At 68.7% G+C, this 25,115-nt stretch carries 26 protein-coding genes; 16 read left to right on the top strand and 10 right to left on the bottom strand.

Annotated features, from left to right (window positions below; all coding sequences use genetic code 11):
* Positions 1–32: 32 nt before the first annotated feature.
* Positions 33–767, top strand: coding sequence for a DUF7873 family protein (locus ACFO8M_RS12300; protein ID WP_387975325.1), 735 nt, complete (start codon positions 33–35; stop codon positions 765–767).
* A 511-nt stretch (positions 768–1,278) separates the two neighbouring features.
* Positions 1,279–1,644 carry a hypothetical protein gene (locus tag ACFO8M_RS12295; protein WP_387975321.1) on the top strand — a complete coding sequence of 122 codons (366 nt, stop codon included), beginning with the start codon at positions 1,279–1,281 and terminating at the stop codon, positions 1,642–1,644.
* A gap of 77 nt (positions 1,645–1,721) precedes the next feature.
* On the opposite strand, the gene ACFO8M_RS12290 is transcribed toward ACFO8M_RS12295, so the two are convergent.
* Positions 1,722–2,210, bottom strand: coding sequence for a hypothetical protein (locus ACFO8M_RS12290; RefSeq protein WP_387975318.1), 489 nt, complete (start codon positions 2,208–2,210; stop codon positions 1,722–1,724).
* A 171-nt stretch (positions 2,211–2,381) separates the two neighbouring features.
* Between ACFO8M_RS12290 and ACFO8M_RS12285 the strand changes: the two genes are divergently transcribed.
* Both ACFO8M_RS12285 and ACFO8M_RS12280 read left to right on the top strand, forming a co-directional pair.
* Positions 2,382–3,089: a sensor domain-containing protein gene (locus ACFO8M_RS12285; RefSeq protein WP_387975315.1), complete on the top strand. Its 708-nt coding sequence runs from the start codon at positions 2,382–2,384 to the stop codon at positions 3,087–3,089.
* An 87-nt stretch (positions 3,090–3,176) separates the two neighbouring features.
* Complete coding sequence (locus ACFO8M_RS12280) at positions 3,177–4,049, top strand: class I SAM-dependent methyltransferase (RefSeq protein ID WP_387975312.1); 873 nt, start codon at positions 3,177–3,179, stop codon at positions 4,047–4,049.
* Between the two features lie 16 nt (positions 4,050–4,065).
* On the opposite strand, the gene ACFO8M_RS12275 is transcribed toward ACFO8M_RS12280, so the two are convergent.
* The gene (locus ACFO8M_RS12275) at positions 4,066–5,241 is read right to left on the bottom strand and encodes a HEAT repeat domain-containing protein (protein WP_387975309.1); all 1,176 of its coding nucleotides are present in this window, start codon (positions 5,239–5,241) and stop codon (positions 4,066–4,068) included.
* Positions 5,242–5,629: 388 nt separating this feature from the next.
* Here ACFO8M_RS12275 and ACFO8M_RS12270 point away from each other — a divergent pair, with 388 nt between their 5' ends.
* The 7 genes from ACFO8M_RS12270 (at position 5,630) to ACFO8M_RS12240 (ending at position 13,879) form a co-directional block, all read left to right on the top strand.
* Positions 5,630–6,496, top strand: coding sequence for a hypothetical protein (locus tag ACFO8M_RS12270; protein WP_387975306.1), 867 nt, complete (start codon positions 5,630–5,632; stop codon positions 6,494–6,496).
* Positions 6,497–6,648: 152 nt separating this feature from the next.
* Positions 6,649–6,933, top strand: coding sequence for a hypothetical protein (locus tag ACFO8M_RS12265; RefSeq protein ID WP_387975303.1), 285 nt, complete (start codon positions 6,649–6,651; stop codon positions 6,931–6,933).
* Between the two features lie 168 nt (positions 6,934–7,101).
* Positions 7,102–7,938, top strand: coding sequence for a hypothetical protein (locus tag ACFO8M_RS12260; protein ID WP_387975301.1), 837 nt, complete (start codon positions 7,102–7,104; stop codon positions 7,936–7,938).
* Between the two features lie 350 nt (positions 7,939–8,288).
* Positions 8,289–8,726 (top strand): hypothetical protein, encoded by a 438-nt coding sequence (locus ACFO8M_RS12255; protein ID WP_387975298.1) that lies wholly within the window; start codon positions 8,289–8,291, stop codon positions 8,724–8,726.
* 40 nt (positions 8,727–8,766) lie between these two features.
* Positions 8,767–9,369 carry a DUF1707 SHOCT-like domain-containing protein gene (locus tag ACFO8M_RS12250; RefSeq protein ID WP_387975295.1) on the top strand — a complete coding sequence of 201 codons (603 nt, stop codon included), beginning with the start codon at positions 8,767–8,769 and terminating at the stop codon, positions 9,367–9,369.
* Positions 9,370–9,684: 315 nt separating this feature from the next.
* A complete protein-coding gene (locus ACFO8M_RS12245; RefSeq protein ID WP_387975292.1) occupies positions 9,685–12,645 on the top strand; it encodes a S8 family serine peptidase in 2,961 nt (986 codons plus the stop codon).
* 175 nt (positions 12,646–12,820) lie between these two features.
* Complete coding sequence (locus ACFO8M_RS12240) at positions 12,821–13,879, top strand: arabinan endo-1,5-alpha-L-arabinosidase (RefSeq protein WP_387975289.1); 1,059 nt, start codon at positions 12,821–12,823, stop codon at positions 13,877–13,879.
* A gap of 87 nt (positions 13,880–13,966) precedes the next feature.
* Here ACFO8M_RS12240 and ACFO8M_RS12235 read toward each other — a convergent pair whose 3' ends face one another.
* From ACFO8M_RS12235 to ACFO8M_RS12220, 4 genes are all read right to left on the bottom strand, one after another.
* A complete protein-coding gene (locus ACFO8M_RS12235; protein WP_387975286.1) occupies positions 13,967–14,320 on the bottom strand; it encodes a hypothetical protein in 354 nt (117 codons plus the stop codon).
* Positions 14,321–14,457: 137 nt separating this feature from the next.
* Positions 14,458–16,134, bottom strand: a complete 1,677-nt coding sequence (locus ACFO8M_RS12230) for a hypothetical protein (RefSeq protein ID WP_387975283.1) — start codon at positions 16,132–16,134, stop codon at positions 14,458–14,460.
* A 5-nt stretch (positions 16,135–16,139) separates the two neighbouring features.
* Entirely contained in the window at positions 16,140–16,457 is a 318-nt protein-coding gene (locus ACFO8M_RS12225) for a hypothetical protein (protein WP_387975280.1), read from the bottom strand.
* A 296-nt stretch (positions 16,458–16,753) separates the two neighbouring features.
* On the bottom strand, positions 16,754–17,476 hold the full coding sequence (locus ACFO8M_RS12220) for a winged helix-turn-helix transcriptional regulator (RefSeq protein ID WP_387975277.1): 723 nt from the start codon (positions 17,474–17,476) through the stop codon (positions 16,754–16,756).
* Positions 17,477–17,935: 459 nt separating this feature from the next.
* On the opposite strand from ACFO8M_RS12220, the gene ACFO8M_RS12215 reads away from it, so the two are divergent.
* From ACFO8M_RS12215 to ACFO8M_RS12200, 4 genes are all read left to right on the top strand, one after another.
* A complete protein-coding gene (locus tag ACFO8M_RS12215) occupies positions 17,936–18,991 on the top strand; it encodes a hypothetical protein (RefSeq protein ID WP_387975274.1) in 1,056 nt (351 codons plus the stop codon).
* A 37-nt stretch (positions 18,992–19,028) separates the two neighbouring features.
* A complete protein-coding gene (locus ACFO8M_RS12210) occupies positions 19,029–19,751 on the top strand; it encodes an LmeA family phospholipid-binding protein (RefSeq protein WP_387975271.1) in 723 nt (240 codons plus the stop codon).
* Positions 19,752–20,264: 513 nt separating this feature from the next.
* Positions 20,265–21,116, top strand: coding sequence for a sulfurtransferase (locus ACFO8M_RS12205; RefSeq protein ID WP_387975268.1), 852 nt, complete (start codon positions 20,265–20,267; stop codon positions 21,114–21,116).
* Between the two features lie 31 nt (positions 21,117–21,147).
* Complete coding sequence (locus ACFO8M_RS12200) at positions 21,148–21,459, top strand: DUF1416 domain-containing protein (RefSeq protein ID WP_387975264.1); 312 nt, start codon at positions 21,148–21,150, stop codon at positions 21,457–21,459.
* A gap of 100 nt (positions 21,460–21,559) precedes the next feature.
* Here ACFO8M_RS12200 and ACFO8M_RS12195 read toward each other — a convergent pair whose 3' ends face one another.
* Both ACFO8M_RS12195 and ACFO8M_RS12190 read right to left on the bottom strand, forming a co-directional pair.
* On the bottom strand, positions 21,560–22,084 hold the full coding sequence (locus ACFO8M_RS12195) for a hypothetical protein (RefSeq protein ID WP_387975261.1): 525 nt from the start codon (positions 22,082–22,084) through the stop codon (positions 21,560–21,562).
* Between the two features lie 110 nt (positions 22,085–22,194).
* The gene (locus ACFO8M_RS12190) at positions 22,195–22,734 is read right to left on the bottom strand and encodes a hypothetical protein (RefSeq protein ID WP_387975259.1); all 540 of its coding nucleotides are present in this window, start codon (positions 22,732–22,734) and stop codon (positions 22,195–22,197) included.
* Between the two features lie 121 nt (positions 22,735–22,855).
* Between ACFO8M_RS12190 and ACFO8M_RS12185 the strand changes: the two genes are divergently transcribed.
* Complete coding sequence (locus tag ACFO8M_RS12185; RefSeq protein WP_387975256.1) at positions 22,856–23,605, top strand: AfsR/SARP family transcriptional regulator; 750 nt, start codon at positions 22,856–22,858, stop codon at positions 23,603–23,605.
* 284 nt (positions 23,606–23,889) lie between these two features.
* Here ACFO8M_RS12185 and ACFO8M_RS12180 read toward each other — a convergent pair whose 3' ends face one another.
* Both ACFO8M_RS12180 and ACFO8M_RS12175 read right to left on the bottom strand, forming a co-directional pair.
* Complete coding sequence (locus tag ACFO8M_RS12180; protein ID WP_387975253.1) at positions 23,890–24,582, bottom strand: phosphotransferase; 693 nt, start codon at positions 24,580–24,582, stop codon at positions 23,890–23,892.
* Between the two features lie 59 nt (positions 24,583–24,641).
* On the bottom strand, positions 24,642–25,082 hold the full coding sequence (locus ACFO8M_RS12175; RefSeq protein WP_387976372.1) for a carboxymuconolactone decarboxylase family protein: 441 nt from the start codon (positions 25,080–25,082) through the stop codon (positions 24,642–24,644).
* Between the last annotated feature and the right edge of the window lie 33 nt (positions 25,083–25,115).

Below are 25,115 nucleotides of genomic sequence, written 5' to 3'. Positions count from 1 at the left end.
CTAAGGTGAACCCCGAAAGTGAGGGCTTCCCCGTGACCAAGTTGAACCAGATCATCGCGATCGAGAAGAGCGTCAAGGCGAAGGCCGCGCGTGCGCTCGGCGACGCCGGGCGCGAGCTCGCCAAGGCGCCGTTGCTGTCCGGCATCTCCCGGACGTACCAGCCGAAGGACGAAGAGGGCGAGCAGTTGCCGCCCGAGTCGACGAAGGTGCAGCGGCGGGTCGAAGAGCAGCTGCGCGAGGTCTCGGCGGCGATGACCCGCCTGTTCGACGTGACGGCCACCAAGGACCGCACCAATGCCCTTGCGACCGCGGACATCGCGGTCGACGGCGAGGTGCTCGTCGCCGACGTCCCCGTCACCTACCTCTTGTTCCTGGAGAAGCAGCTCGCTGAGCTGCAGTCGTTCGTGAAGGCGCTCCCGGTGCTGGACGCGGGCGAGTCCTGGACGTTCAACGACGCGTCCGACGCCTTCGCGACGGACCCGGTGAAGACGGTGCGCACCAAGAAGATCCCGCGCAACCACGTCAAGGCCGAGGCGACCGAGGAGCACCCGGCGCAGGTCGAGGTCTACTACGAGGACATCCCGGTGGGCTACTGGACCACCGTGAAGTTCTCGGGCGCGGCCCCGGCCAAGCGAGTCGTGCAGCTCTCCGATCGGCTCGAGAAGCTCCAGCTCGCCGTCAAGTTCGCCCGGGAGGAGGCCAACGGGACCGAGGTCGTCGACGAGAAGATCGGCGACAAGGTCTTCGGCTACCTGCTCGGCGAATAGGCACCCACAGACCCCCCTGTTTTGAGCGACAGGGGTGGCGCGCAAAGCGCCGAAACACGCTGAAATTGAAGTTCAGTCCGAGTAATACGCGGGAACTCTTGAGGGTACGAGCCCTCCTTTGGCTTTAGCCGCCAAAGGCCCATCGGCACGCGTTCTCCGCCGAAACTGAGACTCTCGCTCCAGCTTCAGCATTCGCCACGCCGCGCGTATCCGCGAGTAGTCCCTCTGGGACATCGATGTTGGAGGTTCGAATCCTTCCCGCCGCACCACATGCGGCGGTAGCTCAATGGCAGAGCGCGATGCTAGTAGCAGACTCAACGGCTACCGCGAACGATCGCAGCGGCGACTATGTGGCACATGGCGGCCCGGGATGGAGGTCAACCACCCGGGCCGCACCTATTTCTGTGGCGCTCGCGCGGCATGATGGTCGCCATGAGCGACAACAGAAAGGGCGATGCCGCGTAGGCCGCCCGCGCGAGTACGCGCTCAGCAGCGCCGCCATCCGCGGCGCATGACCACATGGCGTCTTCCCCGAATCCCCCACGCCTCGAGCACACTCCATGCGGCGATCAGTCTGCTCGAGCTGCACAGCACCAAGCTTTCCCACGGCGACGTAGCGAGTGCGTTCGACCGCTGGCGTCGCATCGCGAACCGGCCCACCCCGAGCCCCGTCGGCTACGGATTCAACAGCGAGTGCGGCGTCTGGGGCTGCTGCCCGCCGTCGCGGGACGCGCTCGAACTCGCGATACGCGGGCTTCCCGCACGCCCCGCTCGGGAGCTGCACCGTCTCGTGGCGCCGCTCGACGAGCGTTTCCTTAATCGGACCTTCGCCGACCCCAGCGCTCCGCCCGGCCCGTGGTGGACCCGTCGATGCTGAACGCGGACAAAGTAAAGCGGCGCCGGCCAGATGGCACTGCCGGCGCCGCCTTCGCCGGGGAGGAGAAGGGCAAGGCCTCAGGCGTCAGGGCTCTCTTCGACCACCGACTCCTCGGTGGCGTTTTCCTGTTCCGGCGGCGTGCCTCCGGGCATGCCGCCGCCTTGCGGGAGCTGGTCGGCGCAGGCCTCGGTGGCCGCGGTCCAGTCGGCTTCGTCCACGCCTTCGGGGGCGGCGATCGCGCCTCCGCCGGGCGGCCCGGCAGGCATGTCGCCCGTGGGCATCTCGCCGTCCGTGGGCATTTCCCCGGTCGGCATCTCGCCGTCCGCTGGCATTTCTCCCGTCGGCATCTCGCCGCCGGGCATGCCGCCCTCGCCGAACGGCGTCCAATCCTCCGGCAGCTCGATGCCCTGCTCCGTGAGGCACGCCGTGTACGGCGCCAGCGGGTCGTCGGCGGCGGACGCCGTGTCTTCGGTCGTAGCCGTGTCCTCGCCGCAAGCGGCCAGCGCCAGAGCGGCCAGGCCCGCGACGCAGCCGACCCGGGCCGCCTGGAAAACCATCGATCTCATAGCGAGCGAGCGTCCCCGGCGAACCTCGGAAACGCCTCAAAACGGGCTCAGCGCTCGCTCCGCCGCTGGTGCGGCCGGGCAGGCCCGAAGACCCGGGTAGGGCTGTCCCTACCCGTGAAATGCCTGCTCGCAGGCTCGTACCGCGTCCTTCTTCGGACGAAGATCATGTACATGAACAAGATCTTCAAGCAGCTCGGCGCCGACAGTGCGTACCTGCTCTCCTCGTTTCCGATCGCCCTTCCCGCGTTCGTCATCACCGTCACCGGTTTCGCCGCCGGGATCGGCACCGCCGTCGTCTGGCTCGGCGTGCCGATCCTCGCCGCGACGCTCTTCGCCATGCGGGGCCTGGCCGCCGCCGGGCGCTTCCAGCTCGGGGCCGTCCTCGGGCAGCCGATCAACCCGCCGCGGTACAAACGGGCCGGTGAGGACGCCTCGGCGCTGCGCCGGTTCCTGACGCCGCTGACGGACGGTCAGTCCTGGCTGAACCTGCTGTGGGGCCTGGTGAACTTCCCGCTGGCCGTGGCCGGGTTCTGCGTGGCCCTGACCTGGTGGGTAGCCACCGTCGCCACGCTCGCTTATCCCTTGTACGCCTGGATCATCCACCGTTCGGTGGGCGAGGGCGACGGCCTGGAGCACGCGACCCGCTGGCTCGGCTGGGGCGACTCGTACCTGGCCCTGTCGGCGCTCTCGGTGCTCGGCGGCCTGATCATGGCCCTGCTCCTGCCGCTGGTCCTGCGCGGTTTCGCGCTGACCCAGGCCGGGCTCAGCCGCGGCCTGCTGGCTTCGCTCACCGACCACGACGCCCCGCGCGGCCCGGTCCGCGCGGCCGCGCTCGACGCCGAGGTCACCCGCGTCCAGGAGCGCCTCACCGCTGCATGATCTCGCTGTCGACCGGGCGGCCGCGCATCGCGGCCGCCCGGTCCTTTCGTGCCTGGAACGGTATCGGGCGGTGATAGTTTGGGCCGCATGGCAGCGCATCACGGGCACGGGCACCAGGACCACTCCGCCGCGTTCGACTTCGCCGAAGCCGCACCGCGGTTCAAGGAACGCGCCGAAGCCGAGGCCGGCAAGTACCTGCGCCTCGCCGCGAAACTGTCCACACCAGACGACAAGGTCGCGGCCGACATCGGCTGCGGCGCGGCGTCAATGGCGTTCGCCCTCGCGACCACCCTGCCCGAGGCCCGGGTGGTGGCCGTGGACGCCGAACCGGCGATGCTCGACCTAGTGCGAGAACGAGCCGCCGAGAACGGCGTGGCCGTGGAGGCGGCGCTGGCGTCGGTGGACGACGCGGACGCGCTCGCCGCGGCCGTCGGCGAACCCGCCGACCTCCTGTGGGCCGGGCACGTCATCCACCACGCCACCGATCCCCAAGCGGCCCTGAACAACCTGGCCGGACTCCTCGCGCCGGGCGGGCGACTCGCCATCGGCGAGGGCGGCACGGCCCCGCAATTCCTGCCTTGGCATGTGGGCGTGGGTAACCCGGGCCTGGAGCTGCGGCTCATCGAAGCCGGTTCGCGCCGGCTCGAAGGCGAGACCCACGAGCACGGTTCGACACCGCTCACGTACGGCTGGAACCTCGCACTCGAACGCGCGGGACTGACCGGGGTGCGCGAAGTGAACGAGCTCGACGCGATCCCCGCCCCGCTCGAAGGCGCGGCCCTGCGGCACGCGCTGGCGTCGCTGGAGACCAGGTCCGAATGGTTCGCGCACTACCTCAGCGACGAGGACAAGGCCGCGTGGGCGCGGCTGCTCGACGAGGACGGCCCCGACTGGCTCGGCCGCCGCCGCGACCTCCACCACCTGTCGATCGACACGTACTTCATCGGCGTCAAACCCTGAGGCCCACCCGCGCCGCTCAATCGTCGGGGTCGAGGCTTCCGGAGTCGACCTCCAACTGGAAGAGCCGCTCGAGCGCGGCCCGCCCGTAGACGTCCTCCAGGTCCTCGGCCCGCGCGAAGTCGCTGAGCAGGTCGAAGCCGTCGCGCACGCCGAGCCGCCCCAGCCGGTAGGCCGCCTCGATCCGCCCGAACCAGTGGAAGCAGGCGTCGGCGGCCAGCACCGAGTAGGCCTCGATCCCGACGTCGGGGCTGATCCCGTGCATCGCCTCCGCCGCGTCGATCCCCAAGTGATAGTCCATGACGGACTCCACACCCTTGATCAACCGCCACAGGGCGTCCTCGGCGTCGATGACGCTCTCGTCGGCGAGCTGCTCGGCGCAGATGATCCGCAGCCGCGCCGACACCAGCGGGGCGTTCGCCAAGTGGCGCAATGCCATCGCCGCGGCGGAACTGTGGACGTTGCGCAGGGCGTGAGCGGCGCTGTGGCGCACGTACTCGTTCACCGAGTCGTCGGTGACCAGCTGCATGAGCGCGATCCCGGCCGGACCGGCGGCGCAGTCGACGAGGGCGCTGGCGGCGTCGAGCCGGTACTTGGCGTCCACGGTGGTGTCGACGGCGATGGTTTCGAGCGCTCTGGCGGCGTCCTCGATGCTGAAGCGGCTCATGTGCTCGGCCACTTCCAGCCGCACCTCGACATCCACATCGGAGGCTTTGGTGAGGGGCGAGAGGCGCATGGCCATGTCCCGGCCGCCGAGGTCGACGAGGTCTTGGATGAGCTGGATGCGGAGCTCGGCGTCGATCGCCTCGTTCCGTATGGAGCACACGAGGTTGGTCATGGCGCGGTCGCGGCGCTGATGCGGGACCGTGGCCACCCCGCTTGCAGGCGGCTCGTAAGGGCTCCCGAAATCGCGGATCGGCGACGCGTAGGCGTCCTCGATCGAAAGGTCGCGCTCATCGTCGTTGTCCCAGAATCGGTTCCGGGCAGCCGTCGGTTCAGGTTCAGACTCGTCGCGCATGCGGGCGAGCTGGCGGCGCCGCTGCCAGCAGCCCGTCGCCCAGGTCGCGGCCATCGCAGGGTAGAGGAGTCCGTAGCCCCACATGCGACTCACACCGAAGAGCTCGACCACCGGCATCGGGGCGAGCGCGGCAGAGAAGCGGAGTGTCCAAAGCCGCATTGCATTGGCATTCGCCATACGTCGAACCTCGGGTAGAAGCGTGTCTCTTTGCTGCCAGAACTTCTCGGTACGGCTCCGCCGACCCGCGGCAGAGGGCTGCCGGGCGTCGCGTGCGGCCTCAATGTGGGATCGACTGTGCCTTGAGTCCAGTGCCGCATGCGGGTGCCGGGGCATAAAGCGTAGTCCCACAGGGCGATACACCGTCGCACAGGGTGTGCGACGGTCCAGGGCGTCCCGGTGGCGTGAACGGTTCGCACCCGTATGGCCGCTTCGCCGTCCATTGCAGCCACTACCTGGGGTTTTCGGGGTGCCATGATGTCGCCCCTTGCCTGTACGATCGAATTCACCCCGGTGAAGCCCAATCACCGCGACCGATGTCCCCGACCAGACGAGGCGTGTAGAAGCGATGACGTATCCGCCCCCCGGTGGCGAGAACCCGCAGTACCAGCTGCAACCCGAGCCGCAGCAGCCCAGCGACCCGTACATGCAGGGGTACAACAGTACGCCTCCGCCTCCCGCCAATTACTACCCGCAGCAGCAGCCGCCGCAGTACACGCAACCGCAGTACACGCAGCCGCCGACTCAGCCGATGGGGCCGCAGATCGGCGTCCAGCCCGGCTATCCGTCGGCGCCGGGCTCGGTACTGCCCCCGCCGATGCCGCCCGCCCAGCAGGGCGGCAACCTCACCGTCATCCTCGCGGTGGTCGTGGGCCTGGTCGTGGTGCTCGGTATCGCGGCGGTCCTGATCATCCCCGGGATGCTCAAGGACGACGGCGACGACCAGGCGGGCGGCGACACCTCCACGAGCGCCGAGCCCTCGAAGGAGGAGGAGACCTCCGAGGAGGCCGAGCCGTCACAGGAGACCGAAGAGGCCACGCCTGAAGCGAGCGGCAGCCTCGACGGTTGGGGCGCTCCGGTCAGCGAGGACGACTTCGACCCCAACACGCCTGAGGGCGCGGCGATCACGTACCAGATCGCACAGGACACCGGTGACGACGAGACGCTGGCGAGCGTCGTGAGCGCCTCGCCGACCGACGAGATGGCGCTCGACCTCGAGTACGAGACCGGAGACACCAGCGGCTCGAACGGATGGCCGTTCTTCGCGATGTCGAAGGAGGTCGACGGTCAGATCTACGCGTGGGCGGGCTACACGTACTCCGACACCAAGCCGACCACGTTCGACGACATCGTCGGCGGCGCAACGTATATCGCGGTCGAAGAAGACGGCACCTGGAAGCTCTACGACTGGCTGGACTACGGCATCGTCGGATAGCGGCGATGCTCCGAACTGAGGGCCCGACGCCGGTTGGCGTCGGGCCCTTCGCCGTCCCGCCGGTACTCGGCGAATCGCGTGAACCCCGGCGGTAGATGCCCTGCCATAAACTGCGGGAGAGATTCGCATTCCTCCCACCGAACAGGATGCTCATGTCGGCAGGCAAACGAAAGCTGGCGCTCGCGTTCAGCGCGATTCTGGCCGGCACGGCGATCGCTCTGGCCGCACCCGCTCCGGCACAAGCGGATACGGGCGACTGCGTGACGTATCTCCGGAGCAAGGGCTATTCCGTGGACTCCTATATCAAGGACGCCTGCAAGACCGGGGACGCACTGGGCGGCGCGAGGGGCATCAAGTACTGCAAGGACAAGCTGAGGCAGCGCGGTGGCATCTCGAGTGCGCACGCCAGCTCGGCCTGTACTCGCGCCGTCTCATAGCCGACGGAACGGCAGGGGCGCGGAACCGGTGTCCCCGAACCGAACCCACACGCCGATATTCGTTTGCGCGTAGGCCCTGAGCTGCGATTTCCGCTCGACGCCTTGAAGTTATCCACAGGCCGAAAAGTAGTTGTTGACGCTCCGGAGCGGTTCGGCGACAGTTGGTATATGACGCAGATACCGATGTACCGCACCGCGACAGCCACGCTGACCGCACCGCCCGCCGAAGAGGCGGCCGAGGATCTCCTGCTCCGCTTCGAGGCCGTATTCGAGGCCGACTTCAGCCAGGTGGCGACGGGTCGCACCGCGGCCTGGATCCACGGTTTCGACGTCCTGCCACCGGGAGCCGATCAACGCGAGTGGCCGGTCGAGAGTTCACCCGATCCGCCGCTGGCGGACATCACGGTGATCGACGGCCTGCCGGTGACCCGGTTGGCCCGCACCCTCATCGACTGCGCGGCGGATCTGCCGCGCCTGGAGGCGGTGGCCGCCGCCGATCAGATCCTGCGCGCCGGCATCGACGCGGGGAGTCTGGCGGCCGCTCTTGAAGCGGTGCACGGCGAACGGCTGCGGCGGGCGAACGCGACGCTGCTCGCGGCCGATCCGCGGTCGGAGTCGCCGATGGAGTCCTGGACGCGCTGCCTGATCAGCGACGCCGGGTTGCCCACGGCGGTCCCGCAACTGCGGGTGCGCACGCCGAACGGGCGCTCGAAGCTCCTCGACCTCGGTTGGGAGCAGTGGCGGGTCGGGGTCGAATACGACGGCATGGGCACGCAGCTCGGCCTCGCCGCCGGGCCCGGCGACCGGCGCCGCCATCAGGTGATGCGCAACCTCGGTTGGGAGGTCCTGGTCCTGACCGCCTCCGATGTGATGGAGCATCCGCGCCCCTGGCTGGTCCGGCTCCGCGAGACGCTCCTGGAACGCGGCTGGGACCCCGATACGAACGAGCTGCGCGACATCAACGAGCGCATCGAGGCGGTGAACATAGCGGTGGGCCGGCGCTGACGGCAGACCCGGTGGCGCGGGAAGGCGCCTCCCGCACCACCGGGACACGGATCCGAAGCCCGCTCGACTGAGGGAGTCGCGCGCGTCGACAACGGGCAGGGCCGGCACCGCAGCAGCAGGCAAGTGGTGAGGGCGGGCGGAGCGGTGCCGGGCGGGTGGCGGGGCAAGGGGTGGGGGGGGAGGGGGGTCCCCCCGGGAGAGCGCAACGATCTGGCCCCTTTGCCCGAGAACGCGTAAAGCCCTCCCGAATCCGCCCCGCGGGCCCACCAAGGGTTGCGATCGTGGACCGGGATCGGGGCGAGGTCGGGCTAGGATCGGTGCGAGCATCGTTCGAGTCGGCGGGAGCGGCAGTGGCGGAAGGGTCTTTCACCGGTTTCGCGCGCCCCGCCGTCCCCACCCCTCAGGAGATCCGGGAGTGGGCGCTCGACCCGTACTCGACCGCCCCCGAAGGCCGCCAGTGGGATCTCACCCTCGCCACCGACGAGCTCGTCGACTCCTGGCTGGAACTCGCCGCCGACGCCACGTGTCCGAAGCGCTCGTTCGCCCTCCACGTCCTCTACATCTACGCGGGCGACGCCGTGCGCACCAACTTCCGGGTCCACTCGCGCAAACGCGTCGACAGGCTCCTCGAGAAGGCGGCCGAATCCCGCGACCAGTACGTTGAACTCTGGGCCGCGAACACCAAAGCGCTCACCCGCCAGCCGGACCTGTTCGACTACGACGAGTGGTGCAACGGCGGGCTGGTGCGCAGGCCCCGGCGACTCAACCCAGGTCCGACGAGAAGGTAAGCACACCGATGACGCCCACGACGAAGCCTGCGAGCCCCCGATGACGCAAGCGCCCGACCCGAACATGCGCGTCTCCAACGCCGAGCGCGAGGCGATCATCGCCAAACTGCACGCCGCCACCGAGGAAGGCCGCCTCGACCTCGACGAGTTCGCCGACCGCTCCCGCCAGGCCTACGAGGCCCGCACTTACGGCGAGGTCGAGCGCCTCCTCTCCGACCTGCCCGACAACGACACCGGCGCGCTGGCCGTCCCGAACACCGCGACCCGCATGCCCGCCAACGCCCCCACGGAACTGCGCATCAACCCGAAGGCCTCGTCCCTGCAGCGCACAGGCGACTGGGTCGTGCCGCCCAAGGTCATCGTCGACGCCAAGGCCAGCTCCGTGAAGCTCGACTGCCGCCACGCGGTCATCCGCTCCGGCACCGTCGACATCACGCTGGACGTCTACGCCTCCTCGCTGGAGCTCGTACTCCCCGAAGGCGCCTACGCGGTCGACGACAACACCGAAGTGTGGGCCAGCTCGATGCACAATAGGGCCTCCTACAAGGGAGGCACAGGTATTCGGTTCACCATCAGCGGCCGCGCGAAGGCGAGTTCCGTGAACATCCGCCACGAGCGCCGATTCCTCTGGTGGCGATGGTGATCGGTCCTGTCGCAAACTGGGAAATTCAGTGAATTGCCACCCATTGGAACGTCCTTTGTAACGGGCATATAACAGTCATGCCGGATTCCGGCATTCTCCTCATATGAGGGTTTACAGCGAACGGGCCTCGCAATAGGCTCGTTTCCGTGCGCCGCGACACGGCGAAGCCCGCCGTGTTCGAGTACTCACCCGCGCCGGCGCACGTCCCCCTTGAGAGGAGCTCATCGCATGGGATCTCCGTCCCCCCATCTGCAGCGAAGGCGCGCATTCACGCGCGCCAGAGCGAGAACCAGAGCCGTGATGGCGGCCGCGTCCGTGCCCCTAGTGGTCGTCGCGCTCACCACCGTCGGAGGATCGGCCTCGGCCCAGCCCGCCGCGCTCCCTGAGGTCACACCCGAATACCTCAAGGAAGCGGCGACGCTCCCGATCGACTACACGGACGGCCACTACATCGTCCAACTGGCGTCCGACCCCATCGCCACCAACGAGGCCACCGCGCCCGCCGAGGGCGAGACCATCGACTTCGGCGCGAACGAGGTCCAGGACTACCGCGAGACCCTCGCCGAAGAGCGCGAAACGGTCATCGACGCATACGACGTCGACGCGACCGCCACCTTCGACACCGTCCTCAACGGCTTCGCCGCGAACCTCACCGCCGCCGAAGCCGAGGAACTGGCCGCCAGCGACGAGGTCGCCGCCGTCATCCCCGAGACGATGTACCAGACCACCGGCGCCATCGACACCACCGACTACCTCGACCTCTCCGGCTGGGGCGGCGCGTGGATGGAGAACTTCGGCAGCCCGAGGTACGCCGGCGAAGGCGTCATCGTCGGTGTCCTCGACACCGGCATCTGGCCCGAGAACCCCTCCCTCGCACCGCTCTCCGAGCCGCGCCCCGACCAGGACGTCATCGACGCCAAGTGGAACGGCGAATGCGTCACCGGCGAGGACGAGGACCCGGCCAACAACATCGAGTGCAACAACAAGCTCATCGGCGCCCGCTACTTCGACACCTGGGGCTACGCCGAGGACGGCTTCGCCTCCCCGCGTGACCAGGACGGCCACGGCACCCACACCGCCACCACGGCCGCGGGCAACTACAGGACCAGCGTCAAGATCGACGGCGAGAAGGTCGGCACCATGTCGGGCATGGCCCCGGCCGCCCGCGTCGCCGCCTACAAGGTCTGCTGGGGCGGCTGCCCCGGCGCCGACCTCGTCGCCGGCATCGAAGCGGCCGTGAACGACGGCGTCGACGTCATCAACTTCTCCATCGGCTCGACCGGCACCCCCGAGTTCGTCGACGCCGTGTCGCTCGCGTTCTTCAACGCGGCCGCCGCGGGCGTCTTCGTCGCCGCCAGCGCCGGCAACGACGGCCCCACCTCCACGGTGGACCACCAGGAGCCGTGGGTGACCACGGTCGGCGCTTCGTCGCACGACCAGACCTTCCGCTCCGAGCTCGACTACGGCGATGAGGAGATCACCGTCGCCGGCCTGTTCGGCGAAGCCGAGTGGCCGGTGAAGAACGCGGTCGACGCGGCGTTCGACGGGACCGATGCGACCGCCGCCGCGCGCTGCGACGCGGGCACGCTGGACCCGGCCAAGACCGAGGGCTTCGCGATCATCTGCGTGCGCGGGAACACGTTCACCGCCAATGCGGGACAGATCGCCGCCGCGGGCGGCCTGGCGCTGATCGTGCGCGACCAGTCCGAGCGGGGCGCCGCGAACGTCGTGACCTCGCAGGCCGTTCCGGTCGTCCATGTCGGCTACGAAGACGGCTTGGCGCTGGCCGAGTGGGTCGGCTCCGAGGAGTCGCCTGAGGTCGAGGTCGAGACGGCGGAGCAGGTCGAGCAGAACGCGCCGAGCATGGCGGCGTTCTCCTCGAACGGTCCGGGTCTCGCGGCCGAGCAGAACCTGCTGAAGCCGGACATCACGGCGCCGGGCATGGAGGTCGTGGCGGGTATCACGCCGGACAACCACGGCGGCAATGACTATGCGGCCCTGCAGGGCACGTCGATGTCGAGCCCGCACATCGCGGGTCTGGCGGCGCTGCTGAAGTCGGCGAACCCGGACTGGTCGCCGATGGCGGTCAAGTCGGCGATCATGACGACGGCGTACCAGACGGACCAGAACGGCGACCCGATCCAGCGCGGTGGCGCGGACGCGACGCCGTTCGACTTCGGTGCCGGGCATGTGGACGGCGAGGAGATGTTCGAGCCGGGCCTGGTCTACGAGTCGAGCCCGACCGAGTGGATCCAGTACATCTGCGGGACGCCGGAGGCGTCGAAGGTGCAGTCGTACTGCGACGAGCTGGGTTCGATCGACCCGTCGCAGTTGAACTACGCGTCGATCACGGTCGCGGAGCTCACGGGCTCCTACGAGGTGACTCGTACGGTCACGAACGTGGCTGACAAGAAGGGCACGTACAAGGCCGAGATCACGGCTCCGGCGGGCTTCGAGGTGTCTTCGGACGTCACGAGCTTCACGCTGAAGCCGGGCGAGTCGGCGACGTACACGCTCACGATCACGCGCACTGACGCGGCGTTCGACGAGTGGTCGTTCGGCGATGTCACGTGGGTGGAGAAGAAGGGCATCCGCACCGTGCACGAGGTGCGTTCGCCGATCGTGGTGAAGCCGGTGCAGTTGGCGGCTTCGGACGAGGTGTCCTACACGGGCGCTTCGGGTTCGGCGACGCTGTCGGGCGCGTCGGGCTTCGACGGCACGCTGGGCGCTTCGGTGTCCGGGCTGGTCCCGTCCGAGGTGAAGACGGCGACGCTGACGGACCCGGATTCGTCGACGTTCCCCTCGGATGCGCCGGTGGAGAACTCGCACGCGGTGTCGTACGAGTTCACGACGCCTGAGGATGCGGCGCTGGTGCGTTTCGCGACGTTCGACGCGGATCACGCGTCGGGCACGGACCTCGACCTGTTCGTGTACACGAAGGACGCTGACGGCACTTTGACGCTGGTGGGCAACTCGGCTTCGGGCGGTTCGAACGAGACCGTGACGCTGCCGGGCGGCTACACGTTCGTGGTGTTCGTGGACGAGTGGGCCGGGCCTTCGCCGCTCGAGGCGAAGCTGCACGCGTGGGTCGTGCCGGGCGCCGACGAGGGCAACCTCGCGGTGGATCCGGCCGAGCAGGCGGTCGCGATGGGCGATGACTACTCGGTGGGTCTGACGTGGTCGGGTCTGGCCGAGGGGCAGCGGTTCCTCGGGACGGTCGACTACGCCGCGGACGGCGAGGCGATCGATTCGACGGTCGTGGGTATCGCCACCTGATCCGTTGAGCCGCAAGGCTTGACTTGAACAGTGCGCCCGCTGGGGCGGACCTTGGCCGAGAGGCCCGGTCCGTTCCGGCGGGCGTTTCCCGTTCCCCGGCGATTGACCTCCGGGCCATGTGCACGTTAACATCGATCCGTCTCAATCAATCGATTCATGGACAAGGCGGTCTTCTATGCAACGGAAGCGCACCACCCTCATCGCGGCGACCGGCGCGGTCGGCCTCGCCGCCGCGGCGCTCGCGATCATCGGACCGAACGCGCTCGCGGGCCCCGGCAACGGGAACGCGAACGGACACGACCGGCAGAACTGCGCCGTCGAGGCGCCCGCCACGCTCGGCGGCGACCTCGGCGCCCACGACCCGGGGCTGTTCGCACCCTGCACCGAGGGCGACCCCTGGTACGTCTTCGCCACCGGCTACGGCCCGCTCGGCGAAGGCAACGTCACCATCCGCTCCTCCACCGACGACGGCGCCACCTGGAACTATGTGGACACCGTGTGGGACACGAAGCCGCAGTGGCTGACCGACGCCGTCCCCGGCGTCGACAACCTCTGGGCGCCCGAGATCTACTTCGACGAGGCCCAGGACCGGTACTACCTGTACTACTCCGCCTCGACCTTCGGCAACCAGCGCTCGGTCATCGGCCTCGCCACCAACGCCACCCTCGACCCGGCCGACGACGACTACGAGTGGGTCGACGAAGGTCAGGTCTGGGAGTCGAACGCCGGCGACCCGTACAACGCCATCGACCCGACCATCCTCGAAGCCGACGGCAAGCACTACATGGCCTACGGCTCCTGGTGGCAGGGCATCTACATGCTCGAACTCGACTGGCCCTCAGGCAAGGTCGCGAGCGGCGCGACCCCGGCCCACATCGCCGGCCGCGGCGGCTCCGGCATCGAGGCACCGGTCCTGACCGAGCACGACGGGTACTACTACCTGTTCACCTCATGGGACGTCTGCTGCGCGGGCGCCGACTCGACCTACAACATCCGGGTCGGCCGCTCGACCTCGCCGACGGGACCGTTCGTCGACGCGAACGGCACCGCCCTCACCGACGGCGGCGGCACCCTCGTGCTCGGCGCCCACGGCGACTACGTGGCGACCGGCGGGCAGTCGATCTCCAACGGCCTCATGGCCTACCACTCCTACCACGAGGACGGCCACTTCGATCTCGGCATCGAGGCGATCGAGTGGAACGCCGAGGGCTGGCCCGTGCTCGACGGCCAGTAGGCAGCACCCGCAGCTTCGCGCCGTCCGGATCGGTTCGAAGCGGAGAGACGACAGGTCGGCGCGCCCCGCGGGGGCGCGCCGACCGCGTCACCGGCGCTGGGCGTCGCGCTTGAACCTGTAGGCCTTGCCGAACGTGGCGGCGCCTGCGATGAGCAGGGCCGAGAGCACGGGGGCGGTGAGCTTCGGGTCGATCTGCGCGTCGACGGCGGAGAGGAGGACCGCGATGAGGATCGGCACGGCCGTCAGTGCGAGACCGCCCAGGATCATGTTCCGGTGCTCGACCCGCTCCTCCTCGGTCATCCCGGCGGGACGGCCCTGGTAGGGGCCGTTCGCCTGCGGCGCTTGCGGATAGGGCCGGGGGGCCTGCGGGGTCTGGTGCTGCGGAGCGAACTGCGGGCCCTGGGGCCACCGGCCGGGCTGGGCACCGTTCTGGTTCGACATTGCGTGAGCTCCAATCGCTTCGGGGGTTCGGTCCCCGCACTCTCGCGCCGCCGGTCACGACACCGTCATGAGCCCGTCCCCGGAACGGAACGGGCCGCGACCCCGAAGGATCGCGGCCTCGCGTTCACCTGCGGCGCTTACGCGTAAGGGTCGTCGTCGATGGCGCGGATGCCCCAGATCTCCTCGTCCTCCTCGAGCCAGTCGCGGTGTTCGCCTTCGGCCTGCTGATCGCCGCCCATGCCGCGACCGCCGCCGCCGGCGCCGCCCATCATCCCGCCCATGCCGCGGCCGCCGGCCGAAGCCGAACCCGCTGCACCCGAAGAGGAGCCGCCCTCCAACGTGGAGGACGCGGCGCCGACCGGGAACGAGCCGCCGCTCCCGAGCGTCGCACCACCGCTGGCGAGACCACCGCTGACGCCGCCGGGCGGCTCCAGTCCGCCGCCACCGCCGCCGCCACCGCCGTCCGGGGTCGGCGGTTCGCTGCCGGGCTCGAAACCGCCCGAGCCCGCGTCCAGACCCCCGTAGGAGTCCGCCATCATGTCGGAACCCTCCCGGAACGTCGACGGGTTCGACGGCTTGGCCTCGGGCGTGAAGGTCCCCGCCGACTCCTCGGCGTTCTCCCAGCGGTTGACGACGTCCTCGTTCGCGATCCGCGACCGCGACTCGTAGTCCTCGACCCCTGGTTCCATGTCGGCGCTGATCTCATTGTTCGCGTCGGCCCGCGCCCACGCCTCAGCCTGCTCCCGCGTGGCCGGCGGCTTGTCGTTCTTGAACTTGTCGAGGTAGTACTGCGTCTGCGACTCCACGTAATTCGCGACTTGGTCCACATAGTCCTTCTTGAAGCCGCCGAGCTCCAGCAGCGAACCGAGCAGGCCCCCTTCATGACCGCATCCGTCCGTGACATCGCAGGGCCCGCTCCTGAACGGGGGCCGCACGTGCACGAACGGGTCGGTGAACATGACCTCCATGTCCGAGATCCAGTACAGCGGCGCGGGATACGGCAGCTCCCCCGACGAACCTCCTTGGAGCCCATAGAACTCGTCGGCCTTCTGCTCCAGCAGGCCCACCGCGCCGGAGGAGAGGTCGCCGATGTCGTCGCACACCGACACGCAGTTGCCCGTGACGACCTCCACCTGCTCGGCGAACGCGTCGAAGTCGTCGCCCTTCCAGTGCTCGGCGAGGGCCCTCAAGCCCGCCTTGAGGATCGGGGCGATACCGGTCGTCGGATCGGTGTCGAAGCCGTCCTTGAACTCCTGCCAGCGGGCGCTGATCTCCCTGAGCGCGTATTTGTCCGGGTCCTGGGGGCGCACCTGGGTCACCAGGGACTGGATGGCGTCCTGTCCCGGCGCCGCCGTGCCGGTGGTGACCACGGTGAGGTTGGTGACCTGCCCGGCCACCGGGATCGCCGAGACCAGCTTGATCCACGCGTCCTCGGCGGGGTTCTCCAGGTTCTGGCAGGTCGGGTGGGTGCAGGGCGTGCCGGAGAGGAAGAGCGCGTCGGCATCGCGCCGCTGGTACTCCACGACCGTGGAGTCGTCCGGCGCCGCGCCGTCCTCCCACCTTTCGGGCTGGTACCCGTGGCCGCCGTGACGGTCGTCCTCGTCCCGTTCCTCCTCGCGGTCCTCTTCCTCTTCTTCCTCCTCGTCGTCTTCGTCGTCCTCCCGGTCGTCGTCCTCGTCCGGTGCCTCGTCGTTCTCTTCGTCCAGGCGCTCGTCGTGGTTCCCGTCCGGGTCGAGCTCGTCGTCGTAGTCCGGGGCCTCGCCGAGGTCCGGGTCCTGGATCTGGGTCTGCGGTTGCTGCTGCGAGTCGGACATGGCGGTCAGTCCCCGCTTCGCGACAGGTGGACGGCGGCGGCCTCGTCGTTCGCGACCGCGCGCTCGGCGACGCCGTCGAGGGTGGCGATGATGCCGGTCAGGTCCGCCCGCAGGTCCTGCAGGTTGGTCCAGGTCTGGCGATGGAACTCGCGGTAGGCCTCGCGTGCGGTCACCGCGCTGTCGAGGAGCCCGAAGCCGGGTTCGACGCCCAGTTCGTTGCCGTGGCGCAGCTGATCGATGAGGGATTCGAGGTAGTCCAAGCGGCCCTGCGCGATCTCGCGGAACTCCGCGAGGGCTTCGGGGTCGACGGAGCGATCGGACACGGGGTCACACTCCAAGGGGAAGGTTAGGTCCAAAGCGAACTCAATTCTAACCACCGAGAGCAAGTGTTTGGGTACTCAGAGTTGCGGCTTTTGTCCCAATAGGACCATTCTGGAACCCAGCTGTGAATGGTAAGTTTTCCTTATCCAGAAACAATCTTCGACCGAAGATTCACTTTCGGATTTCACTGTCCTACCAGCGAGCACTCCTTTCACTCGCTCAACTTTGGACACAATGAAATGAGCGGGCCCGCATCGCGGACCCGCTCATCACGTCACTCGAAAGGTGGAACTCGGTACTAGGCGTCGACCCGCTCGGGAGCGGGTTCCGACTCGCGCAGGTTCTCCGGCGGCGGCGCCACGAACTTGTAGCCGACCTGGCGCACCGTGCCGATCATCGACTCGTACTCGCTGCCGAGCTTCGCGCGGAGGCGCCGCACGTGGACGTCGACGGTGCGGGTGCCACCGAAGTAGTCGTAGCCCCACACCTCCCGCAGCAACTGCTCGCGGGTGAAGACCCGGCCGGGGTGCTGGGCGAGGAAGCGCAGCAGCTCGAACTCCTTGTAGGTGAGGTCGAGCGGCGTGCCCTTGAGCTTGGCGGCGTACGTGTCCGGGTCGACCGTGAGGTCCCCGGCGCGGATCACGGCCGGGCCCGCGGCCGTGGCCGCGTTCGGCTTGCCCGTGGCCAGGCGCAGGCGCGCCTCGACCTCGGCCGGACCGGAGGATGCGAGCAGGAGGTCGTCCACGCCCCAGTCGGCCTGGAGCGCGGCCAGACCCGCTTCGGTGACGATCGCGAACAACGGCACGGTCAGGCCCGTGGCCTGGAGGACGCGACAAGTGGCGCGGGCATCGGCGAGGTCCGACCTGGCATCGACCATCACTGCATCGGGGCTCGGACCGCTCAGCAGCGCCCTGACGTCCCGACCGGCGTAGCGCGCACGGTGGGGCAGGAGTTCCAGGGAGGGCAGGATCGACTCAGGGGACTCCGGAACGGGGTTGGAAGTGAGGATAAGGATTTCCACAGCAGTCCTCCGCTGGTTGATGAGCACACGCGACTATCGCTCTTCCCGGCTTCGGCGGCGGGCGGGCATACATGCGGTAGGTGGAGTCCTGGACAAGTGTAAACGGTCACCACTCAAAAGACCAGCGTCACTACCGCGAAACCTCACCATGCGAGACGGACCGGCGGTAGGACTCCGACCAATTGCGTTCACTGCGCCGACACGGTTCGGTCATGCCAAGGTCCCAGTATGTTGGCCCCCATCCCGATTCGCGACCCCTCCTGGAGAGCGCCGCTGAGGGCGTCCGCGCCCGAATCTCGACGCTTCCCGCATATTGGGAATCCGTTGGGGGTCGCAACGATCCGGCATCACTCCCGCCGAACCGGACCCGCCGACACACGATGCACCTCCGGACCGTCCGCAAGGGTGACTCCCACCAAGACCGCGAGCCCGAAATTCAAGCTGCCGTAGGCTGTGGACGTGTCGTACAGCCGACCCGACGAGACCTGGGGCTACGAGCCCCCCGAGGCGACCGGTGCCAATGAGGACCCCGCCCGGGGCGACGCCTACGCAGGAGCCGCCGCCGGAGCCCCCGACGCGGCACCGGACCGCTCCGAACGCCGCCGCGCCGCCCCCTCCGGCGCCACCGGCGCGCACCCCCAGAACACCGGCGCCTACCGGACCGCCCGCACCGACGGCAAGGAGGACCACACCCTCCCTCCGCCCAGCCCCGCGCTCCTGCACCGCCTCCCTGCGCTCGCCGTCACCATCGTCATCAGCGCCGGGCTCGTCCTCGGCGCGCAGATGGAACGGCCGGTCTACGCCGCCGGCATCGCCGTCCTCCAACTCGCCACCGTCGGCCTCGTCACCTGGGTGCGCAAGATCAAGGGCGCGTGGGTGCCCCTCGTGGTCGCCTCGGTCCTGGCGATCGCCGCCGACGCCGCCGCAGTCGCCTGGACGCCCGTGTCGCTCGTCCCGATCACCGTGCTGCTCGCGGGGGCCTTCGGCGTCGCGGTCGCCGCGCAGCTCATCCGCCGCGACCACGCCGGGGTCACCGAGCACCTCGGGTTCACGATGCTGCTGTGCGTCGCGGTGGCCGGCTACGCCTGCTACATCGCGCTCTCGCGCCTCGGCTCGGCCCCGCCCGCGATGTACTCGGCGGTGGTCGCCGCCGGGACCGCGATCCTCGCCGCCCGGGCCGTGGACCTCGTCATGCCCGACCCGCGCATCAACCGCCAGGTCACGCGCGGTGCGTTCGGGATCGTCATCGGCACCATGTGCGGCACCGCCTCCGCCGCGTACGCCGGATTCGTCATCGAGGGCCCCGAGCCCTCCCACGCCGCGATCGGCGGGCTCCTCATCGCCCTCACGGCGGTCCTCGCGGACCTCGCCTGCGGGTACCTGTCGGCCTCACGGCGCATCGACGGCCTCGGCACCGCCCCGAACCCGGTGGTGAACGCCGCCGGACCGCTGCTCGCGTTCGCCATCACCGGCCCCGTCGTGTACCTCTTGAGCGCCTATTACATGATCGACTGACACATTCAGTCCGTCGACATGCTCTGGAGCTCCCCTGGTGAAGATCCTCCGCCGCCTCCTCATCACCCTCGTCATCGTCGTCGCCGTGGTCGCCCTCGGCGACCGGGTCGCGAACGCGCTGGTCGAACGGCGCATCGCGACCGAGGTCGCGAACACCGCCGCTGACAACGGCGCCTACTCCGACCAGGAACCGGACGTGAAGATCCACGGCTGGCCGTTCCTCACCCAGGCCTGGACGGGCGATTTCGAGCAGATCGACATCACGCTCAAGGACGTCGGCTCGAACGGGCTCGCCTTCCCGACGCTGGACCTGGTGGCACACGACGTGGACGCCGACTGGCGGGAGCTCACGAACGGCGGCGACGCGGTCGCCAGCACCCTCGACGTCAGCGGCAGCATCTCCGTGGACTCGATCGAGACGCTGATGGCCGAGCAGACCGGTTACGACCTCCAGATCAACGAGGACGGCACCGCCTCGCTGATCGGCTCGCAAGAGCTCATGGGCGTCGAGGTCGAAGTGGAGGCCACCGGTCAGTTCGCGTTCGGCGACGGCGCGCTCACGTTCACCCCCGACACGGTCGAATCCCTCACCGAAGGCCTGCCCCCGCAGGTGCAGCCACTGGTCGAGCAGACCATCGGCGAGTTCTCGTCGACCGTGGCGCTGCCGGAGCTGCCGTACGGGATCCAGCTGGCCGAGATCGCGTTCGAAGGCGATGTCGTCACGGTCTCCGGCTCGGCCGAGGACGTCGTCCTCACCTGATCCGCAAGGCTTTCCGGGGCCCGTCCGCCGCACGCGCGGGCGGGCACCCGGCGGCGTCGCTCCGTAGCTCTGGGTCTTGATCACAGTCCGCATCGCGAGAACGGGTATGGATTCGGCCCGGGAAGTCTGCTAGCGTTCCAGCCATGCGCAAGCCGATGCTCACCAAGCGGCGCGCGATCGACTACTGCACGATCGCGGCCACGCTCTGTCGAATGCCTTAGGCGACTCGCCCGGCCCTATGAGGCCCGACGGCGGTCGCCGCATTGCGGCCCAGCGTGCGCGAACTTCAGAGCAAGGCTTGTGACTCACCAAAACCCATGTACCGCTTGAGAAAAGCGGATCTGCACGGTGGTGGCGTCGAATCGGCTTGAATCCCGGACCGTCTGTCCAGGACGAACCCTGCTCAGCTGCGATTCGCAGCGTTCCGCCCCGCTTCACTTCACGCCCTGGGCACGCTCTCGAACTCGGAACTTCGAAAAACAAGTCTCATTTACGTTCAGGAGAGAACAAGCCATGGCTCGTGAAGACGTGCTGGTCACCGCCGATTGGGCGGAAGAGAACCTCGACACCCCCGGAGTCGTGTTCGTCGAGGTCGACGAAGACGCCTCCGCCTACGACTACGGCCACATCAAGGGCGCGGTGAAGATCGACTGGAAGGACGACCTCCAGGACCCGATCCGCCGCGACTTCGTCAACCAGGAGCAGTTCTCGCAGCTGCTCTCTGAGCGCGGCATCAGCAACGACGACACCGTCGTCCTTTACGGCGGCAACAACAACTGGTTCGCGGCCTACGCGTACTGGTACTTCAAGCTGTACGGCCACGAGAGCGTCAAGCTCCTCGACGGCGGCCGCAAGAAGTGGGAGCTCGACGCCCGCGACGTGACCGCCGACGTCGTCAAGCGCGAGGCCACCAACTACGTCGCCAAGCCCCTCGACTGGGACCTGCGCGCCAAGCGCGACGAGGTCGAGGCCGCGATCGGCGTCAAGAACCTCATCGACGTGCGCTCCCCCGACGAGTACGCCGGCCGCCTCCTGGCCCCGGCCCACCTCCCGCAGGAGCAGTCCCAGCGCGCCGGCCACATCCCCACCGCGCTCAGCGTGCCGTGGAGCAAGGCCGCCAACGAGGACGGGACCTTCAAGTCCGAGGCCGAGCTCCGCGAGCTCTACGTCGGCGAAGCCGGCCTGGACGAGGACAAGGCGACGATCGCTTACTGCCGCATCGGCGAGCGCTCCAGCCACACCTGGTTCGCGCTCCGCGAGCTCCTCGGCTACACCGATGTGAAGAACTACGACGGCTCCTGGACCGAGTACGGCTCGCTTGTCGGCGTGCCGATCGCGCTCGGCGACGAGCCCGGCACCAAGTAACACCGACGACGGTACGGAAAGGAAGACCCTAATGTCAGACAGCTGCGCTGCACCCGACCAGGACACGGCCTTGCCGGCGTCGGTCGACATCGAGAAGGAGACCGTGCTCACGGGCACGGTCGTGAACGACGAGGGCGAACTCGTGCAGGGCGCCTACGTGCGCCTGCTCGACGGCTCCGGCGAGTTCACCGCGGAGGTCGTGACCGGTGAGGGCGGGCAGTTCCGCTTCTTCGCCGCTCCCGGCAAGTGGACGCTGCGCGCGCTCTCGCGCTACGGCGACGCCACCGGCGAGGTCGAGGCCGACCGCGGTCTCAACGAGACCAAGCTGGCCGTGAGCCGCTAGTTCACTGAGTTTCACCGAGACCGACCGGGGCGATTCAGCTCGTTACCCAGTCTGAAAGGCGGGGCCGCATCCGCGGCCCCGCCTTTTGCGTGCTCGCGGTCTAGCTGACCTGGTAGGAGCTGGCCCGGTTCGACCAGCCGCCGGCGGCGGTGTTGAGGTTCGCGAGGTTGTCGATCCAGGTGGACGACGTCCCGGTGGCGGACTCGTTGTCGAAGAGCTTCACGTCGCACGAGTGGTAGGTGTGCACGGAGCTGGCCTTGTTGACGAAGCTCCCCATCCTGGTGATGGTGAACTCGACCGGCGAGTACGCGGCCGAACAGGTGTAGGAGCCCGGCGCGGACAGTGTGTGGGTGCCGTTGGCGGTCCCGTAGTTGGTGTCGTTGTACATCCGCACCAGGACGCTGTCGGCCTGGATGCCGACTGAGTTCGCGGCGAGGGCCGCCTCCGGGGTGTCGGCGCAGGTGAGCTCTTCGGTGACGATGTCGTAGACGCAGTGGTCGCCGGTGGTCTCGGCCTGTGCGGAGGCGGGTGCGAGCGTCAGCGCGCCCGCGACGGCGAGCGAGAGCGCCGCGACGACCTTCAAGCGCCTGCGGAGCGGGGAGTCTTTCCGTTTGCTTTCAGCCATGCCGGGACCGTAAGGGCCCCAAGGGATACGGAAGCAAGTTCAGGTCGAATACGTTGCGTATGTGCGACGGGTCACGGTCGCATCCGCGGCCGTGACCCGTCGGCGTCGGTCTAGCTGACCTGGAAGGATCCGGCCCGGTTCGCCCAGCCGCCGGCGGCGGTGTTGAGGTTCGCGAGGTTGTCGATCCACGTCGACGAGGTGCCGGTGGTGGTTGACGCGTCGAAGAGCTTCACGTCGCAGGAGTGGTAGGTGTGCGCGGAGCTGGCCCGGTTGCTCCAGCCGGCGGCACTGAGGTTGACCACGTTGAACTCGATCGGCGAGTACGCGGCGGTGCAGGTGTAGCTGCCGTCCACAGTGAGGGTGAAGGTGCCGTTGGCGGTCCCGTAGTTGGCGTCGTCGTACAGCCGCACCAGGGTGCTGGTGGCCTGGATGCCGACCGAGTCGGCCGCGAGGGCCGCTTCCGGGGTGTCGGAGCAGGTGAGTTCGTCGCGGGTGACGTTGTAGACGCAGTGGTCGCCGGTGGTCTCGGCCTGCGCGGAGGCGGGTGCGAGCGTCAGCGCGCCGGCGGCGGCCGCGAACGATGCCGCCACGGCGAACATGGCGCGCTTGCGGTCGGAGGTGACGAGGTGTTTCCAGTTGCGTTTGCCCATGTCTGAACCGTATGCGGCACAGTGGATATGAAGGCAACTTCAGATCGCATACGCGGCGTATAAGATGGAGCGACGGTTCGTCGCAAACGTTTACAGCGCGCTTGTCGGCCGAAGGAGTCTCATGGAGTTCCGGATGCTCGGACCAATCGAAGTGCTCATCGACGGAGTTCCCGTACACCTAGGCGGTCGCCGCCAGCAGACCGTGCTCGCCGCACTGCTCGCCAACGCCGGCCGGCCGCTGCCGCGTCAGCGGCTCGGCAGCATGGTCTGGAACGATCCCCCGCCTTCGGCGGGGCCCAACCTTCGTACTTATCTGCGCCGCTTGCGTTCGGCGCTCACCGATCCGCTGTCGCTGGAGTCGCGGGTGGTCGCCGACCGCCGCCAGGTCACGCTCCGGACCGAGCCGGGAGAGGTCGATCTCGAGGTCTTCGACGACTTGTGCCGCAACGCCGCTAGAGCGCGAGAGGCGGGCGACGCGGCGCAGGCGATCGGGCTGTACGACCAGGCGCTGCGGCTGTGGCGCGGCAGTCCCCTGGACGGCATCGACACCGACAATCCGCTGTACGCGACCGCCGTCGAGCTGACCGAACGCCGTTACGCGGTCGAGTCGCGGCGGTGGGGGATGCTCGTCGATATCGGCGATTTCGGTGCGGCCATTGGCGAGTTGCGGGCCGCGGTGCTCGCGAACCCGTTCCACGAACGGCTCGCGGAGCTGCTGATGCTCGCGCTGTACAAGGACCATCGGCGCTGGGAGGCGCTGCAGGTCTATGCGGAGACCCGCGACCTGATGATCGGCTCGCTCGGCCTCGAACCGGGACCGGAGCTCCAGCGAACGCACCGGCGCATCCTCGAAGACGACCTGACGCGGTAGCGGGCGGGAGCCTCGGCCTGACGTGGCGGTGGGCGGGAGCCTCGGCGCGATCTCGCGCTTTGCGTTGCGGCCGAATGGATCCTGTTCTCCCGGGGCCCCTCCCCCTCCCCACCCCATCCCCCACCCCAGTGCATTCCGCTAACGCGGCGAGCTTCGCGGATATCGCGAACGTTCGCGCCGTGCGCCTTGACCGACCCGACCGACCCGACCGACCCGACCGACCCGACCGACCCGACCGACCCGACCGACCCGACCGACCCGACCGACCCGACCGACCCGACCGTTCATTCCGCGACGATTGCGCGCATCGCCGCGTCGTGCTCCACCGCCTCCAGTCTCGCTCGGGCCCGGTCGAGTTCGGCCTTGGTCAGGCCCGGGTCGGCTTCGCGGAACCGCATGCCTGCTCTGTGGACCGCTGCCGATAGGCCTGCGCCGATTCGGTCGAGCATCAGATCGAGGCCAATGGCGAACGCCGGTCCGATTGCGGCCGAGTCGACTTCGGCGAAGATCGTCCAACTCACCGAGCGATCGATATCCGGGTCGCCTGCGGCGGCGTTGGTCCAGTCGATGACCTTCGGTCCGTCTTCGGCCACCAGCACGTTCTCGGGATGAAAGTCCAGGTGCAGGACGGCGCGTTCGCCGCCTCCCGTCAAGTCGATGCCCCGCGCTGTGGCGGCGAGCCATTCGGGAGCTTCGATGCAGTGCAGATCAGCCAGCAGTCCGAGCATCGTCTCGGCGCAATCCTCGGGACCGAGGCGTCCGGCGACGAGTGCCGAAAAGAGCGTCTCGCCATGGAGGCGCTCCATGACCATGTCGCCGCCTTCGGCCTCGTACACCTCCGGCACCGGATAGCCGCGGACGTGGAGATATCGCATCAGCCTTACCTCGCCTTCAGTGTCGAAGCTGCTGCGGCGCAGCACGGTCCGTGCGTCGAGCGCGTACACCGCCGATGCCCTGCCGGAGGCGAGAAGTTCCATCTCCGCACCGTATCGCGGCCGGGCGGCGGAGCCGCTGCCGCGACTCCGCCGGGGTGCGCCTACTCGCTCTGCTCCTTGTAGCGGGCGGTCTTGGTGACCGGGTCGTAGAAGCCGGCCGGGGTGCGGAGGGTGACGTTGATGCGGTTCCAGGCGTTGATCTGGGCGCACATGGCCACCAGGGCGGCGATCTGCTCGTCGTCGTAGTGCTTGCGCACCAGGTCCCAGGTCTCGTCGCTGACCCCGTGCGGGTTGTCCGCGATGCGGGCCGACTCCTCGGCCAGCGCGAGCGCGGCGCGCTCGGGCTCGGTGAAGGCCGGGGCCTCGCGCCAGACGGTGACGAGGTTGAGGCGCTCAGGGTCCTCGCCAGCGTGCACAGCGTCCTTGTAGTGCATGTCGACGCAGTAGCCGCAGCCGTTGATCTGGCTGGCGCGCAGCTTGACGAGTTCCATGGTGAGGTGCGGGACCGGCCCGGTGTGGAAGAGCTTCTCGTTGGCGAGCATGTTCTTGTAGTACTGCTTGGCGAACTCGGTTTC

The sequence above is a fragment of the Glycomyces rhizosphaerae genome, from assembly GCF_042647865.1.
Taxonomy (GTDB): Bacteria; Actinomycetota; Actinomycetes; order Mycobacteriales; family Micromonosporaceae; genus Glycomyces; species Glycomyces rhizosphaerae.
This window is presented reverse-complemented; position numbering and strand designations above follow the sequence as displayed.